Origin of the sequence: Methylobacterium tarhaniae (assembly GCF_001043955.1) — a bacterium.
Taxonomy (GTDB): domain Bacteria; phylum Pseudomonadota; class Alphaproteobacteria; order Rhizobiales; family Beijerinckiaceae; genus Methylobacterium; species Methylobacterium tarhaniae.
Map to the genome: position 1 here is coordinate 1 of NZ_LABZ01000275.1, position 15,829 is coordinate 15,829.

Sequence of the window (15,829 nt, forward strand, 5' to 3'; positions counted from 1 at the left end):
GCCCGGCACCGCCGCCTGACCGGCGGCGCACCCTCTTCCTCCCCCCTCGCCTCCCTCTCGGAAAGATCGATCGATGCGCGCACGAATGCTGGGTGTCCTCCTGTGCCTCGCCCTCGCCCAGAGCCCGGCCGAGGCGGCGGACAAGCAGGTGCGGCTCGCCTATGTCGAGTGGGCCGACGCCGTGGTCGCCACCAACATCCTCAAGCAGGTGCTGGAGGAGAAGGGCTACCAAGTGAAGACCATCCCGCTCGCCGCGGCGGCCATGTGGCAGGCGGTGGCGACCGGGGACGCCGACGCGAGCGTCGCGGCCTGGCTGCCGCTCACCCAGGCCGCCTATTACGACAAGCTGAAGAACCGCCTCGAGCTGATCGGCCCGAACGTCACCGGCGCGAAGATCGGCTGGGCGGTGCCGGCCTACTCGTCCCTCACCTCGATCGAGGACCTGAAGACCAAGTCGGCGCAGGTCGAGGGCAAGGTGATCGGCATCGATCCGGGTGCCGGCGTGATGAAGACCTCGGAGGCGGCGATCAAGGCCTACGGCCTCCCGGTCAAGCTCGTCGACGGCAGCGACGCCACGATGACCAGCGCCCTCAAGGATGCCATCCGCCAGAAGAAGGACATCGTCGTCACCGCCTGGACGCCGCACTGGATGTTCGCGCGCTACGAGCTGAAATACCTCGCCGACCCGAAGAAGGCCTTCGGTGACGACGAGAGCGTCAACACGCTCGCGCGCAAGGGCCTGAAGGACGACATGCCGGAGGTCTACGCCATCCTCAAGAAGTTCAAGCTCTCGATCAAGGACGAGGAGGCGGTGATGGCGGAGAACGAGGAGAAGGGCGCCAAGCCCACCGAGACCGCCGCCAAGTGGATCGCGGCGAACCGGGCGACCGTGGATGGTTGGCTGAAGTAGCGGCGTCAGATCGTCGGGTCGGCTTGGCCCGGCCGAGTCGAACCCCTTCGTGTCATTCCGGAGCCGCGCAGCGGAGCGCGGAATGACATGATGGATTCCAATAGTGAATCATCACGTTCAAATTCGCGTCATTGTTCTACACGGCACACGACACAGGAGGCTGTGCGGGTGCGGGAGAGGGGAGGGGTCATGCTCTCGGCCGTCGCCCCCGCATCGCGCAACCTGCCGTGTCGTGTGCCGCGAACATGCTATGAATGGAGTCCTTAATCTGTTCGCGAGGCATGTTTGAGCAGATTTTATACTCGAGTATTGATGAAATTTTTAATTATACTAAACGCCACGTCATCCTGAGCCATTGTCGTCCCGGGGCCGCGCAGCGGAGTCCGGAATGGCGCAGTGGATGTGAGATCTGCAGAGATCGATCAAACAGGCCTCACACCTTCCGCTCGCTGCTCGGTGGCCGGCCGAAATGGTCGAGATAGGCCTTCGAGAAATGCGAGGCCGAGGTGAAGCCGCACTCGATCGCGATGGTCAGGAGCGGCATCGCCGTCTGGCGGATCAGGTGCCGGGCGTGCTCCAGGCGGATGCGCAGGTAGTGCTTGGCCGGCGAGCGGCCGAGATACTTCAGGAACAGGCGTTCGAGCTGGCGCTTCGAGAGCTGCACCGCCTCCGCCAGCTCCTGGCTGCCGAGAGGTTCGGCGAAGGTCTTCTCCATCAGGCCGACGACGTGCAGCAGCTTCGGATGCGCGATGCCGAGGCGCATGCGCAGGTCCATCCGCTGGCGCTCGCCCGCCTCGCGGATCCGGTGGTGGATGAGCTGGTCGGCGACCTCCGCGGCGAGGTCCGGCCCGTGGTCGCGCACGATCAGCGACAGCATCATGTCGGCCGCCGCGGTGCCGCCGGCGCAGGTGAAGCGGTTGCGGTCGATCTCGAACAGGTCGGAGCCGACCTCCAGCCCGTCATGCTCCGAGGCGAGGCTCGCCTGGTTCTCCCAATGGATCGTCGCCCGGTACCCGTCGAGGAGCCCGGCCTTGGCGAGCACGTAGGTGCCGGTGCACACGGCCCCGATCGCCGCGCCGCGGATGCTGCTGCGACGCAGGCTGGCCTGGAGCGCGCGGTGGTCCCGGCGATGGATGTCGATGCCCCCGCAGACGATCGCCATGTCGAGGTCCTGCGCCGCCCCGAAGGCGCCCGCGACCTGGACCTCGACGCCGTTCGAGGCGGTGCAGCTCCTCCCGTTCTCCGACCAGAGCGAGTAGCGGTAGAGCTCGCGCCGCGCCGCCCGGTTGGCGAGCCGCAGCGGCTCGATCGCCGAGGAGAAGGCGATCATCGAGAAATGCTCGACGAGCATGAAGCCGACCACCGTGACCTCGTCGGAGGCGACGGCGGCACCGCCCCTCGCCGTCAGACCGGCACTCCCGACCGCCATCGTCCCCGTCCATCGCAAAGATCGCAGCGCTACCCGAGAATGGCTCCAGGGTGGCGCGCAGAGCAAGCAGGATCGGTGCCCCAGGAGGAGGACTTTCGAGGGGATTTTCGCGAGGTCGCAAATTCCAAACTCGCGGTCGCCGTCGCGCAAGACGCGGCGCGGCGCCCCTCCGATGATCCGGTGACACAGGAAGGCCGATCCATGCGCCGCTTCTCCCTCTCGTCGCTGCTCTCCGAATCCCTCAAGGGGCACCGGGGCTGGGGCCGCCAGTGGCGGGACCCGCAGCCGAAACCGGCCTACGACGTCGTCGTCGTCGGCGGCGGCGGCCATGGCCTCGCGACCGCCTACTACCTGGCCACCGTCCACGGCATCACCAACGTGGCGGTGCTGGAGAAGGGCTGGATCGGCGGCGGCAATACCGGCCGCAACACCACGATCATCCGCTCGAACTATCTCTACGACGAGAGCGCCGCGCTCTACGAGCACGCGCTCAAGCTCTGGGAAGGCCTGTCCCAGGAGCTGAACTACAACGTCATGTTCTCGCAGCGCGGCGTGCTGATGCTGGCGCACAACCTGCACGACGTGCAGTCCTTCAAGCGCCACATCTATGCCAACCGCCTCAACGGCATCGACAACGAGTGGCTGACGAAGGAGCAGTGCCGGGAGTTCTGCCCGCCGCTCGATATCGGGGAGAGCCTGCGCTACCCGGTCCTCGGCGGCGCCCTGCAGCGCCGGGCCGGCACCGCGCGCCACGACGCGGTCGCCTGGGGCTATGCCCGCGGGGCGGATGCCCGCGGCGTCGACATCATCCAGAACTGCGCCGTCACCGGCATCCGCCGCGACGCCTCGGGTGCGGCGACCGGGGTCGAGACGACCCGGGGCTTCATCAGGGCCGGCCGCATCGGGGTGGTGGCCGCCGGCCACACCTCGACCGTGATGGCGATGGCCGATGTGCGCATGCCGCTCGAGAGCTATCCGCTGCAGGCGCTGGTCTCGGAGCCGATCAAGCCGGTCTTCCCCTGCGTGGTGATGTCGAACGCGGTCCACGCCTACATCTCGCAATCGGACAAGGGCGAGCTGGTGATCGGGGCGGGCACCGACCAGTACACGTCGTACAGCCAGCAGGGCGGGCTCCACATCACCACCCACACGCTCGACGCGATCTGCGAGCTGTTTCCGCAATTCACCCGGATGCGGATGCTGCGCTCCTGGGGCGGCATCGTCGACGTGACACCGGACCGCTCGCCGATCATCGGCAAGACCCCGGTCGAGAACCTGTTCGTCAATTGCGGCTGGGGCACCGGCGGCTTCAAGGCGACGCCGGGATCGGGCCACGTCTTCGCCCATACCCTCGCCACGGGCACGCCGCACCCGATCAACGCGCCCTTCACCCTCGACCGCTTCCGCACCGGGCGGCTGATCGACGAGGCCGCCGCCGCGGCCGTCGCGCACTGAACCATCCCTCCACCGACGCGACGAGGCGCCCGATGCTGCTGATCGCCTGCCCCCATTGCGGCAACCGACCCGAGACCGAGTTCCGCTGCGGCGGACAGGCCCACATCGCCCGGCCCGCCGACCCGGCGGCGCTCTCGGACGAGCAATGGGCCGAGCACCTGTTCGTGCGCGCCAACCCGCGCGGCGTGCATGCCGAGCGCTGGTGCCACGCCCATGGCTGCGGGCGCTGGTTCAACGCGCTGCGCGACACGGTGAGCGACCGCTTCCTCGAGACCTACCCGGCGGGCGCGCAGCCCAGCCACAGCACCGACGTGAGGGCATGATGGCACAGCCGTTCAGATTGTCCCGGGGCGGCCGCATCGACCGCACCCGCCCGGTCCGCTTCACCTTCAACGGCCGGACCGTCGAGGGCGTCCACGGCGACAGCGTCGCCTCGGCGCTGCTGGCCAACGGCATCCACCTCGTCGGGCGCTCGTTCAAGTATCACCGCCCGCGCGGCATCCTGAGCCACGGCTCGGACGAGCCGAGCGCGCTGCTCTCGGTCGATCGCGGTCCCGGCCGGATCGACCCGAACAACCGCGCCTCGGTGGTGGAGGCGCGCGACGGGCTGAAGACCCTGTCGCAGAACCACTGGCCCTCGCTCGAGCACGATATCGGGGCGATCAACGACCTGCTGTCGCCGGTCTTCGTGGCGGGGTTCTACTACAAGACCTTCATGTGGCCCAAGAAATTCTGGGACCGGGTCTACGAGCCGGTGATCCGCGCCGCCGCGGGCCTCGGCAAGGCGCCGGCCGCGCCCGATCCGGACCGCTACGCCAACCGCCACGCCCATTGCGAGGTGCTGGTGGTCGGGGCAGGACCGGCCGGCCTGGCGGCGGCGCTCGCCGCCGCCCGCACGGGCAAGCGCGTGATCCTCGCCGACGAGGGACCGGAGCCCGGCGGCGCGCTCCTGCACGAGACGAGCGCCGAGATCGACGGGCGTCCGGCGGCGGAGTGGCTGGACGGGGCCCTCGCCGAGCTCGATTCCCGCGAGAACGTCATCCTGCTGCCCCGCACCACCGCCTTCGGCTACTACAACCACAACCACGTCGCCCTGGCCGAGCGGATCACCGACCACCTGCCCAATCCCGGCACCGCGCCGCGCGAGCGGCTCTGGCAGGTCCGGGCCGGCGAGGTGGTGCTGGCGACCGGCTCCCACGAGCGCCCGCTGGTCTTTTCCGACAACGACCGGCCCGGCATCCTGCTCGCCGAGAGCGTGCGGGTCTTCCTCAACCGCTACGGCGTGGCGCCGGGCCGGCGCATCGTCTTCGCGACGAGCGGCGCCTCGGCCTATACGGCGGCCCTCGACGCCAAGGGCGCGGGCCTCGCCGTCTCCCTCGTCGACCTGCGCGCGGAAGACGAGTGCGGGCCGGAACTGGTAGAGCTGCGCGCCGCCGGGATCGAGGTCCTGACCGGCCACACGGTGATCGGCGCGAAGGGCGGCAAGCGCGTCACCGGCCTGGTCGTCGCGCCGGCCGACCGCGCCGGCCGCTGCGGGGCGCACCGTCTCCTGCCGTGCGACTGCGTCGGCATGTCGGGCGGCTGGACGCCGGCCGTGCACCTGTTCTCGCAATCCCGCGGCAAGCTCGGCTACGAGGCCACGATCGACGCCTTCGTGCCCGGCACCTCGGCGCAGGCCGAGCGCTCGGCGGGTGCCGCCAAGGGTACCTACGACCTCGCCGCATGCCTCGCCGAGGGCGACGCCGCCGGGGCCGCCGCCTCCGGCTCGGCGGAACGGCGGCGCTTCACCGCGAGCCCGACCCTTACCGGCTTCCGGCCGGTGCGGGCGATGCCGACCGATGCCGATCCGGCCAAGGTCCGGGCCTTCGTCGATTTCCAGAACGACGTCACCGCCAAGGATATCGGCCTCGCGGTGCGCGAGGGCTTCCGGTCGATCGAGCACGTCAAGCGCTACACCACGACCGGGATGGCGACCGACCAGGGCAAGACCTCCAACATGAACGCCCTCGGCATCGTCGCGGGCAAGCTCGACACCACCCTGCCGAGCGTCGGCACCACCACCTTCCGGCCGCCCTACACGCCGGTGACGTTCGGGACGCTCGTCGGCCCGGCGCGCCACGCCCTGTTCGATCCGATCCGCACCACGCCGATCCACGACTGGGCGGAAAGCCACGGCGCCACGTTCGAGAACGTCGCCCTGTGGCGCCGCGCCTGGTACTTCCCAAAGGCCGGCGAGACCCTGCACGACGCGGTCGCCCGTGAATGCAAGGCCGTCCGCGAGGGCGTCGGGATCTTCGACGCCTCGACGCTCGGCAAGATCGAGGTGGTGGGGCCCGACGCGGCCGAGTTCATGAACCGCCTCTACATCAACCCGTGGCTGAAGCTCGAGGTCGGGCGCTGCCGCTACGGGCTGATGCTGAAGGAGGACGGCTACATCCTCGACGACGGCGTGGTGGCGCGGGTCGCGCCCGATTGCTTCCACGTCACCACGACGACCGGCGGCGCGGCGCGGGTGCTGGCCCATATGGAGGATTACCTCCAGACCGAGTGGCCGGACCTGCGGGTCTTCCTCACCTCGACCACCGAGCAATGGGCGGTGATCGCCCTCCAGGGGCCGAAGGCCCGGGCGGTGATCGCGCCCCTCGTCGGGGGAATCGACCTGTCGCCCGAGGCGTTTCCCCATATGGCGATGCGCTCAGGCACCATCTGCGGCGTCCCGACCCGGCTGTTCCGCGTCTCGTTCACCGGCGAGCTCGGCTTCGAGATCAACGTGCCGTCCGACCATGCCCTCGCGGTCTGGGAGGCGGTCCACGCGGCCGGCGAGCCGTACGGGATCACGCCCTACGGCACCGAGACGATGCACGTGCTGCGGGCCGAGAAGGGCTACATCATCGTCGGCCAGGAGACCGACGGCACGGTGACGCCGGACGATGTCGGGCTGTCCGGCATGATCGCCAAGGCGAAGAAGGACTTCGTCGGCAAGCGCTCCCTCGTCCGGCCCGACGTGGTCGCCGCCGGCCGCAAGCAGCTCGTCGGCCTCGTCACCGACAATCCCAAGCTCGTCCTCGAGGAGGGCGCCCAGATCGTCGACGATCCGGGCCAGCCGATCCCGATGCGGATGCTCGGCCACGTCACCTCGAGCTACTGGAGCCCGAATTGCGGGCGCTCCATCGCGATGGCCCTCGTGGCGGACGGACGCGCGCTCCAGGGCGGCAGCCTCCACGTCACGACGCCGGAGGGGTTCGCCCGCGTCACCGTCGTCGATCCGGTCTTCTTCGATCCCAAAGGCAAGCGCATCCATGCTTGAGGCCCTCTACCGCACCGCCCGCGCGCTCCCCCTCGGCCGTCCGGCCGCCGATCCGGCCGGGTCCGGCATCCTGATCCGGCCCGCCGGCGCCGAGGCGCACGTCTCCCTGCGCGTCCGCGATCCCGGCCCGTCGGCGGCGGGCCTTCCCCTCGACCGGCCGATCAACACCGTGAGCGGCGATGCGCGGCGCTGGATCGCCCGCCTCGGGCCCGACGAGTGGCTGATCGGCAGCGACGAGGCCGAGGCCGACGCCCTGCCGGCAGCGCTCGCCGCCGACCTCGGAGAGCGGCCGCACGCCATCGTCGACATCTCGCACCGCAATGTCGGCATCGACGTGAGCGGCGCGCGCGCCGCGGTCGCGCTCAATGCCGGCTGCCCGCTCGATCTCGGCGAGGCTGCCTTCCCGGCCGGAACCGCGACCCGCACCCTCCTCGGCAAGGCCGAGATCGTGCTGATCCGGCGTCCCGGCCCGGTACCGCTGTACCGCGTCGAGTGCTGGCGCTCCTTCTCGACCTACGTCCACGGGTTCCTCACCGAGGCCGCCCGGTCGGCCGGCTGAGGAACGGTTTGCCTTGCGAGGATAGTATCCCGGGTTATTGTCTCTCCTCTCCGTGACCGCATCCCGAGATGTCGCTCGATCGACGATCGCTTGACCTCGACGGAGGCCCCCTTCGAGGCTGCTGCACGCGGCAGCGCCTCGGGATGAGGCCGCAGGCAGGATGAGCGTACCCACCGGACAGGTTCTGAGGACGCCCCATGATCAGTGCCTTCGACCTGTTCAAGATCGGGATCGGCCCGTCGAGCTCGCACACGATCGGCCCGATGGTCGCCGCGTGCCGCTTCCGCGCGCGGATCGCGCCGCGGGCTGGGACCGCCGGCGACGTGGCGCGGGTCAGCGTCGAGCTGTTCGGCTCGCTCGCCTGGACCGGGCGGGGCCACGCCACCGACACGGCGATCGGCCTCGGCCTGCGCGGTCACGACCCGGCCACGATCGACCCCGACTGCGTCGAGGCCGAGACGCGGGCCTTGGCCGAGACCCACGAGACCGGCCTGGCCGGCGTGACCTTCGACCCCGCGGGCGACCTCGTCTTCAACGTCACCGAGGTCCTGCCGCGCCACACCAACGGCATGCGCTTTCGCGCCCATGACCGGGCGGGCGCGATCCTCGACGAGGTGGTGTGCTACTCGGTCGGCGGCGGCTTCGTCGAGAACGAGGGCGAGGGGACGGAATCCGGCCTCGGGGCCGTTCCGGTGCCCCATTCCTTCGCGAGCGGCGCCGGCCTCCTGGCGATCTGCGCCCGGACCGGGCTCACCATCGCGCAGGTGCAGCGGGAGAACGAGCGTGCCTTGCGCCCGGAGGCGGCGATCGATGCCGGGCTCGACGCGATCCGCGACGCGATGCTCGCCTGCATCGCCCGCGGCCTGCGGATGGACGGCGTGCTGCCAGGCGGCCTCGCGGTGCGCCGCCGCGCCCGGCGGCTCCACGCGACGCTGGAGGCGCGCAAGCTCAGCAACAGCCGGCCGGCCCACGAGGTGATGGATTGGATCAGCCTGTTCGCGCTGGCCGTCAACGAGGAGAACGCCGCGGGCGGCCGGGTGGTCACCGCGCCGACCAACGGGGCGGCGGGCATCGTGCCGGCGGTCCTGCGCTACGTCGCGGAATTCTGCCCAGACTGGGACGCGGTGCGCGGCCGCGACTACCTGCTGACCGCGGCCGCGATCGGCGGCCTGATCAAGCGCCGCGCCTCGATCTCCGGTGCCGAGGTCGGCTGCCAGGGCGAGGTCGGCTCGGCCGCCGCCATGGCCGCGGCGGGTCTCGCCTCCGTGCTCGGCGGCTGCCCCCGCCAGGTCGCGAATGCCGCCGAGATCGCCATGGAGCACCATCTCGGCATGACCTGCGACCCCGTCGGCGGACTGGTCCAGATCCCCTGCATCGAGCGCAACGCCTTCGGGGCCAACAAGGCGGTCGCCGCCGCCTCCCTGGCCCTGCACGGCGACGGCGTGCATTGCGTCAGCCTCGATCAGGTCATCGAGACTATGCGCCAGACCGGGCACGACATGCAGGCGAAGTACAAGGAGACCTCGCTCGGCGGGCTCGCGGTCAACGTCGCGGCCTGCTGACGCCGGAAGGGGTGAGCCCATCCTAACGTTCGCTGCCGTCCTCGGCGAAGACGCAATCCGGCCGCCGCCGCGCTTCTGGAACGATCGCTCGCGGGCTCGGGGATGTCCGGGAACGGGCCCCGCATCCTGCCGGCCCGCGAGATGCCGGCTGGCCTGGGGTCAAGGCCGGCGCCCGCGCGTGTCCAGACGGGCCGGGGCGGTATGCGCCAGGGGCCCGGCTGCCGGAACCCGGAGCACCGTCGCGCCGGTCGCGACGTCACGGGAGAGCGGTGCGCGGTCGCCGAACAGGCCGCCGGGACCCTGGTTCGGCACCTCGATCCGCGCGCCCCACACGTCGATCGTGTGCATCGGCTGCGCGAGAGCGCTGCCGGTGGCGGCGGCAAGGAAGGCAGTGGCGAAGACTATCCGGTGCGACATCTGGCCATCTCCGAAATCGCGCCGCCCGAGAAGTGCGGCGTGTGTTTCGAATTTACGTATTTTTCAAAATGTGAAAATCATCGTCAAATATGAACAAGCGCATACGTTGATCCTTGCGCAACATACCAAGGTATAGAAGTGACGAAACCGTCGCGGAACGCCCTGCGGGGCTGATCGGGGGAGGACGGGCGCAGCGCTTCCCCGCTGCGAGCGGGCGCGAAGCCTTTGGAGACGATTGGTCCGAGGAGCAAGCGCGATTTCGCCCCCTCCCGCATGGGCGGGGGGAGCCGGCGCTCCTGTCTTTCCTCGATCAGGGCCACGCGCCCTCAGGGCAGGGTGTCGCGCAGCGCCGGGACCGCTCAGCCGTGCAGGACGGTCCCGCCCGACGCCTCGTGCGTGGAGCGGCCCACGCTCACGCTGAAGACCGAGCCCCGGCCGCAGCGGGATCGCACGCCGACCGCGTGGCCGAGCGCCTGCGCGGTCTGGCGCACGATGTGGAGCCCGAGGCCGAGACCGGCGCCGTCGCGGCGGCCGGCCCGGTCGAAGGCCTCGAAGATGCCGGCGAGCCGCTCGGGCGCGATGCCCGGCCCGTCGTCGTGGATCTCGATCACGATCCGGCCCCGCCGCCGCCGGCACCCGACGACCACCCGACCGCCCCGGCCCGCATACTTGACGGCGTTGCCGACGAGGTTGCGCAGGATCGTGGCGAGCATCGCGGCCTCGCTCTCCGCCCGCCCCCCCGAGGGGCGCACCCGCAGGCGGACCCCGACCGCCTCGGCATAGGGCTGCCACTCCGCCGCGACCGCGGCGAGCAGGGGACCGAGGGGCACCGGGCCGAGACGCGGCGGCGCGTCGCCGACCTGGGAGGTGCGGGCGAGGTCGTCGAGCTCGCGGCCGAGCCGCACAAGGGCGTCGCTGGCTTGGCCGAGCCGGGCGGCGGCCCTGGGCGCGACGCCGTCGGAGACCGCGCACTCGATGGCCATGAGGGCAACCTGGAGCGGCTGCTTGAGATCGTGGCCGGCCACGGCGAGGAGCCGGGCCATGGCGCTGCGGGCGGCCTCGGCGCGGGTGAGGGCATCGCCACCTGCCGGAATCGCCATCATCCCTCCCATCCCCGCCTCCTCGCCAGGCCCCGGATTCGGGGCGCCGCGGCCATGGTCGGACCATGCATCGTGGCCGTAGGGTGCGAAATCATACGGAGGTTTGCCCCGGCCGGTCCGGAGCGTCGCGCGTCGCGCCGTCCGGGACACCGGGTGCGTCGGTCTCGCGGACCTATACTGCGGTATGAGGAGATCATCTGTCGTCATGACGACGACAGACGCCGGTCTGACTGACAATTCCTTCTCAATTCGGTAAATCTGGACCGTCTCCAAGTGGAGACAAATTTTTCACCGGTCGAGACGAGGAACGGATCATGACGACACGGCACCTGCTCTGCGCGCTGCTCGTCGCGGCGTCCACTGGCGGCGCGGCGGCGCAGGGCGCCCCCTCCGCCTACCGGTATTCGGGGCCGCATGCCGGCGGACCCGCCGACGCGCTCATCCCCGAGGGGGTGCCGGCTCCGGTCGTGCCTCGCACGGTCGATCCGGCCTATCGCTATTCCGGCAGCCATGCCGGCGGGCCCGCCGACGCCCTGATCCCCGAAGGTGCGCCCGCTCCGGTGACGCGACGGGTGGTCGATCCGGCCTATCGCTATTCCGGCAGCCATGCCGGCGGACCCGCCGACGCCCTGATCCCGGAGTGATATCAACGGTCGAAAGAAAACGACCTTTGGTTCCGGTCTCGAATTCTCGTCAAGCCCAAGGTCTCGGACGTCTGGGCTTGGTGTTGAAAATTCGAGATGGTCCAGCGGACTCGTCGATCTCGGGCTTGCCCGAGATCGAGTGTGATGCGTCAGCGTCTTAGGCCGTTGGTATGGCACCGTGAGCCGCGCCGGTCCTTCGCCGGCGCGGCGCGCGCATCCCACCGACGGGACGCGGTACGGCGAGTTGGCCGTCCGACCGCACCGGACCGCATCGACCCGACCCAACTCCGCGTCCTCATCGTCGGCTGCGCCGGGACCATCGTCTCCGGCATCCTGCTGGCGCCGGTGCTCGGCAGCGGGTCCCTCGTCGCGACCTTCGTGTTCCTCGCCTTCGCGGCGACCGCGAGGAGGGTGGCGCGACCTTCGCGGGCGAGATGCCGGTCTGCGACGACAGCTCCCGCATTGTGGCGGCCGAGCCGCCCGCCGCAGAGACCTGACGCGTCTCAAAGTCTATTTTACTGGTCTCGCAAATTATCACGGATCCCGGGCTCCGCTGCGCGGCCCCGGGATGACGATGGAGCGCTTCAATTCTGTCGTTTCACTCAAACAGGCTGTCATACCATCGCGCCTTCGAGCGAATCCGCTCGGAGGCGCCGCGGTATCAGGCCTCCGGCACGGCCGCGAACAGGGCGTTCAACCCCTCGGCCGTCGTCGGATGCGCCAGGACCGCGTCGCGCAAGGCGGTATGGGGCAGGCCGGCCAGCATCGCGACCTGGACCGCCGCCATGACCTCGCCGGCATCGGCGCCGAGCATCGCGAAGCCGAGGATCCGGTCGTCCGGCCCGATCACCGCCTTCATGAAACCCTCGGTCAGGCCCGTGGTCCGGGTGCGCAGCACCGCCCGCATCGGCAGCGTCGCGACCCGGATCTCCGCGCCGCTCGCCCGCGCCTCCGCCTCGCTCAGGCCCACCCGGGCCAGCGGCGGGTCGGTGAACAGGCAGTAGGGCATCAGCCGTCCGGCGGTCGAGCGACGGCCGCCCCTGAGGGCGTCGCGGACCACCCGGTAATCGTCCGCCGAGGCATGGGTGAAGGCCGGGCTGCCGGCGCATTCGCCGATCGCCCAGATGCCCGGCGCCGTCGTGGCGAGGCGGTCGTCGACCCGGATCATGCCGCGCTCGGTGAGCGCCACGCCGGCCAGGTCGAGCCCGATCCCGTCGGTGTTGGGCGCGCGCCCCGCCGCGACCAGGATGTGGCTGCCCGCCACGACGGCCTCGCCCGCCTTCGAGCGCACCGCAACCTCGACGGCATCCCCCGAGCGGCCGCGCACGCCCGCCACCTCGGTTCCCGTCCGGATCGCGATGCCCTCGTCCGCGAGGAGCCGGGCCAGCTCGTCCGCCACGTCCGGGTCCTCGCGGCCCGCGATCCGGTCGCCGCGCTCGATCACCGTGACGGCGCTGCCGAACCGGCGATAGGCCTGCGCCAGTTCGAGGCCGACATAGCCCCCGCCCAGCACGATGAGATGGTCGGGCAGGGCATCGAGTTCCAGCGCCTCGATGTTGGTGAGCGGCTGCGCCTCGCGCAGGCCCGGCACGCCGGGAACGACCGGGCGCGTGCCGAGGTTCAGGACGATGGTGTCGGCGGTCAGGATCCGCTCGCCGCCCGCATTCAGCGCGACCGCGATCGTCTTCGGGCCGGTGAACCGCGCGCTGCCCATGACCAGCTCGGCGCCGCTGTCGCGGTACTTGTCGAGGTGCATGTCGACGAGGCCGGCCACCATCGCCCGCTTGCGCTCGACCACGCGGCGCATGTCCACCCGGACCGGGCCGGTCTCGACGCCGTACTGGCCGGCCTTCCTCGCGAGATGGGCGATTTCGGCGCTCCAGATCTCGTTCTTGCTCGGCAGGCAGTTGGTATTGGGGCAGGAGCCGCCGATCCAGCGGCGCTCGACCACCGCGACCCGCTGCCCCGACTTCCCCAGGTCCCAGGCCAGGAACTTGCCGCCCTCGCCGCTGCCGATCACCACGGTGTCGTAATGCTCGCTCATCGCACGTCTCCTCCACGCATCGGATCGGCCGTGCTGCCGGTTCGAGGACAGCCGCGCCCGTGAACCGATCCCCGGGCCGGCGATGAGGCTCACTCTACCGGCCTGGCCCCGCCAGGATATCGACGGGAGGTCTGAGCGCGATCACACCTTCCGCACACGCGCTCATACGAAGGTGTCAGGCAAGCCGCGCCGGGCGCGGTCACGGGCGCGTCGGGGCGAAGGCTCCGGCCGCTCTCTTTCGGCGCCGGCGCGCTGTTCCCGGACGGCTCAGCCGCCTCGCGATCCGGAAGCCGGCGGCGATACGACGCCGATCCGGCGCAGATGGGCCAGGATCTCCCGCGCCGCCTCGTCGGGATCCGGGTGGACGAGGAGGCGTCCGCCCGCCGCCGGACCCGCTTCGCCCGTCGCCGCCTTCAGGCGCTCCGCCGCCGAGCCGCCGGTGGGGGCACCCTTCACGAGCCTGGGGCGGCGGCGATAGGGCCGCTCCTCGGCGGTGACGGGCGCCGCGACCGGGGCCGGCCCGGGGTCGAGCCGGTCGATCGACCCGCGCCGCGCCCGGCCGAACGCGTAGGCGAGGGGCGCCGGGGCGTCCGGATGCACCGTCGCCACGACGGGCCCGCGCACCACCACCCGCAGGCGATCGCCGCGGCCGAGGCTCCGGTCGAGGCACAATGTCCCGGCCTCCGCGTCCCCGGCTCCGGCCGCGACCACGTCGGGGATCAGCGGCAGGCCCAAGGCCGCCGCCAGGGCATAGGGGACCATCCCGGTCTCGTCCCCGCCCTGGCCGCGCCGCCCGGCGAGCACGAGGTCGGGCGCCGTGGCCCGGAGCCGCGCGGCGAGCGCCGGCACCGGATCGGCCTCGGCCGCGAGGACGACGTGCTCGATGCGCCCGAGCCCCTGGCCCAACGCTTCGGCCACCGAGGCGGCATCGGGGCCGGCATGGAGGCCGTAAGCCTGGCCCAGGCCAGCGGCGATCCGGATCGCCTGGGCCTCCAGCCGGGGCAGCACCGACGCGCCGGAGACCGGGTGGCGGCCCTCCGAGAGCAGCACCGCGATCCTCATCGGCCCTCCTCCTCGGCGAGCAGGCGCAGCAGCGCCGGCATCACGGCCTGGGCGTCCTGCACGATGGCGAGGCCCGCCCGCTCGATCATCGCCGCGTGCAGGTCGGTGTTGACCGCGACCACGTGCTCGCAGCCGGCCACGCCCTGGAGGTGCTGCGGCGCGCCGGAAATACCGAGCGCGAAGTAGCAGGTCGCGGCGAGCACCGTGCCGGAGGCGCCGACCTGGGCGTGGCGCGGCATCAGCCCGGCATCGCACAGGACGCGGCTGGCGCCCGGAGTGGCGTGCAGGGCCGCGACGAGCTGCCGGAAGGTGTCGAGGTCGTGGATGCCGTTGCCGGCCGCGGTGACGAACCGGGCGAGCGCGAGCGGCACCGTCGCCGGGTCGGCCGGGATGCGCACGGCCGAGAGGATCGGCGACGGCGGCGGCTCGGCCGACGGGCTCTCGAGCGCCAGCGGCCGCGCCTCGCGGGGGGGGCCGGCATGCTCGGCGACGGCGTCCGGCGCCACGGTGGCGAGCAGGCCGGGCGCCACCCGCTGCTCGACGCGGCGCCCACGCGCCGGGCGGACCAGGCCTTGGGGGCCGACCACCTCGGCATTGTCGAACAGCGGCGCGCCCATCCGCAGGGCGACCCGGCGGGCGAGGTCGCCGCCGGCCAGCGATTCGGGGAACAGGACGTGGCGCGGGCGCAGCTCCCGGAGCGCCGCGGCGATGCCGGCGGCCCGGCTGGCCGGATCGTCCCCGGCCGGGCTTTCGAGTGCGACGTGACGGTCGGCCCCGGCCTGCCCGCCGCCCTCGCAGGGGCCGAGCGAGACCAGCGCCACGCCGCCCTCGCGCCCGGCGAGCGCCCGGGCCGCGCCCAGCACCTGGCGGTCATGGGCCGAGAGGCGCCCGCCGAGGGCGTCGGGCACGACCGCGACCAGGAAGGCGGGCGCCTCGACGATCAGCGGCGTGTCCGCGGCCGGGCGCGGCGCCGGCTCGGCGTCGGGTGCGGGGCCGAACCGCACGGTCTGGCTCAGGTCGTAGCGGGGGCGGGCGCCGCCGGGGACGCGCCGGGTCTCCTGCTCGGCGCGGGGATCGCGGCGCGGCCGACCCCTGGAGGCCGGCGCCTTGCGGTCGTAGCGGGGGCGGGGCGCGGCGGCGACCTGGATTGGCGCCCGCTCGGGGCGCGGGTCGCGGCGGGGGGGGGGCCATGGGCGGCCAGCACCGGCCGGAGCGAGAGAGCCGCGGAGTTCGCGGACCCGGCGCTGGGGGCGGGTGAGGCCGCCCGAGAACCGCCGGTGGGCAGGGAGGTCGCGCCGGCGCGCTCGGGCCCCGGCAGCGGTGGGCGCGACCCCGGGCAG

13 protein-coding genes are annotated in these 15,829 nt (G+C 71.8%); 7 read left to right on the top strand and 6 right to left on the bottom strand.

Going from position 1 to position 15,829, the window contains the following annotated elements; genetic code table 11:
• Positions 1 to 73 precede the first annotated feature (73 nt).
• Positions 74 to 910, top strand: coding sequence for a glycine betaine ABC transporter substrate-binding protein (locus tag VQ03_RS28415; protein ID WP_048454281.1), 837 nt, complete (start codon positions 74 to 76; stop codon positions 908 to 910).
• Positions 911 to 1,343: 433 nt separating this feature from the next.
• On the opposite strand, the gene VQ03_RS28420 is transcribed toward VQ03_RS28415, so the two are convergent.
• Positions 1,344 to 2,261 (bottom strand): GlxA family transcriptional regulator, encoded by a 918-nt coding sequence (locus VQ03_RS28420; protein WP_425350109.1) that lies wholly within the window; start codon positions 2,259 to 2,261, stop codon positions 1,344 to 1,346.
• A 279-nt stretch (positions 2,262 to 2,540) separates the two neighbouring features.
• Here VQ03_RS28420 and VQ03_RS28425 point away from each other — a divergent pair, with 279 nt between their 5' ends.
• The 5 genes from VQ03_RS28425 to VQ03_RS28445 all read left to right on the top strand — a co-directional run bounded on the left by VQ03_RS28425 (position 2,541) and on the right by VQ03_RS28445 (position 9,222).
• Positions 2,541 to 3,794, top strand: coding sequence for a sarcosine oxidase subunit beta family protein (locus tag VQ03_RS28425; RefSeq protein WP_048454283.1), 1,254 nt, complete (start codon positions 2,541 to 2,543; stop codon positions 3,792 to 3,794).
• A 32-nt stretch (positions 3,795 to 3,826) separates the two neighbouring features.
• Complete coding sequence (locus VQ03_RS28430) at positions 3,827 to 4,117, top strand: sarcosine oxidase subunit delta (protein WP_048454284.1); 291 nt, start codon at positions 3,827 to 3,829, stop codon at positions 4,115 to 4,117.
• Complete coding sequence (locus tag VQ03_RS28435; RefSeq protein ID WP_048454285.1) at positions 4,117 to 7,101, top strand: sarcosine oxidase subunit alpha family protein; 2,985 nt, start codon at positions 4,117 to 4,119, stop codon at positions 7,099 to 7,101. The genes VQ03_RS28430 and VQ03_RS28435 overlap by 1 nt, the downstream gene beginning before the upstream one ends.
• The gene (locus VQ03_RS28440) at positions 7,094 to 7,660 is read left to right on the top strand and encodes a sarcosine oxidase subunit gamma (protein WP_048454286.1); all 567 of its coding nucleotides are present in this window, start codon (positions 7,094 to 7,096) and stop codon (positions 7,658 to 7,660) included. The genes VQ03_RS28435 and VQ03_RS28440 overlap by 8 nt, the downstream gene beginning before the upstream one ends.
• 197 nt (positions 7,661 to 7,857) lie before the next feature.
• Complete coding sequence (locus VQ03_RS28445) at positions 7,858 to 9,222, top strand: L-serine ammonia-lyase (protein WP_048454287.1); 1,365 nt, start codon at positions 7,858 to 7,860, stop codon at positions 9,220 to 9,222.
• Positions 9,223 to 9,381: 159 nt separating this feature from the next.
• Here VQ03_RS28445 and VQ03_RS28450 read toward each other — a convergent pair whose 3' ends face one another.
• Both VQ03_RS28450 and VQ03_RS28455 read right to left on the bottom strand, forming a co-directional pair.
• Positions 9,382 to 9,639: a hypothetical protein gene (locus tag VQ03_RS28450; protein WP_048454288.1), complete on the bottom strand. Its 258-nt coding sequence runs from the start codon at positions 9,637 to 9,639 to the stop codon at positions 9,382 to 9,384.
• Positions 9,640 to 9,998: 359 nt separating this feature from the next.
• On the bottom strand, positions 9,999 to 10,742 hold the full coding sequence (locus VQ03_RS28455; RefSeq protein ID WP_245292229.1) for a sensor histidine kinase: 744 nt from the start codon (positions 10,740 to 10,742) through the stop codon (positions 9,999 to 10,001).
• A 311-nt stretch (positions 10,743 to 11,053) separates the two neighbouring features.
• On the opposite strand from VQ03_RS28455, the gene VQ03_RS28460 reads away from it, so the two are divergent.
• The gene (locus tag VQ03_RS28460; protein WP_048454290.1) at positions 11,054 to 11,383 is read left to right on the top strand and encodes a hypothetical protein; all 330 of its coding nucleotides are present in this window, start codon (positions 11,054 to 11,056) and stop codon (positions 11,381 to 11,383) included.
• A 661-nt stretch (positions 11,384 to 12,044) separates the two neighbouring features.
• On the opposite strand, the gene VQ03_RS28465 is transcribed toward VQ03_RS28460, so the two are convergent.
• The 3 genes from VQ03_RS28465 to VQ03_RS28475 form a co-directional block, all read right to left on the bottom strand.
• Positions 12,045 to 13,427: a mercuric reductase gene (locus VQ03_RS28465; protein ID WP_048454291.1), complete on the bottom strand. Its 1,383-nt coding sequence runs from the start codon at positions 13,425 to 13,427 to the stop codon at positions 12,045 to 12,047.
• A gap of 267 nt (positions 13,428 to 13,694) precedes the next feature.
• Positions 13,695 to 14,489, bottom strand: coding sequence for an electron transfer flavoprotein subunit beta (locus VQ03_RS28470; RefSeq protein ID WP_048454292.1), 795 nt, complete (start codon positions 14,487 to 14,489; stop codon positions 13,695 to 13,697).
• Positions 14,486 to 15,637, bottom strand: a complete 1,152-nt coding sequence (locus VQ03_RS28475) for an electron transfer flavoprotein subunit alpha/FixB family protein (protein ID WP_048454293.1) — start codon at positions 15,635 to 15,637, stop codon at positions 14,486 to 14,488. Before VQ03_RS28475 ends, VQ03_RS28470 begins: the two co-directional genes overlap by 4 nt.
• Between the last annotated feature and the right edge of the window lie 192 nt (positions 15,638 to 15,829).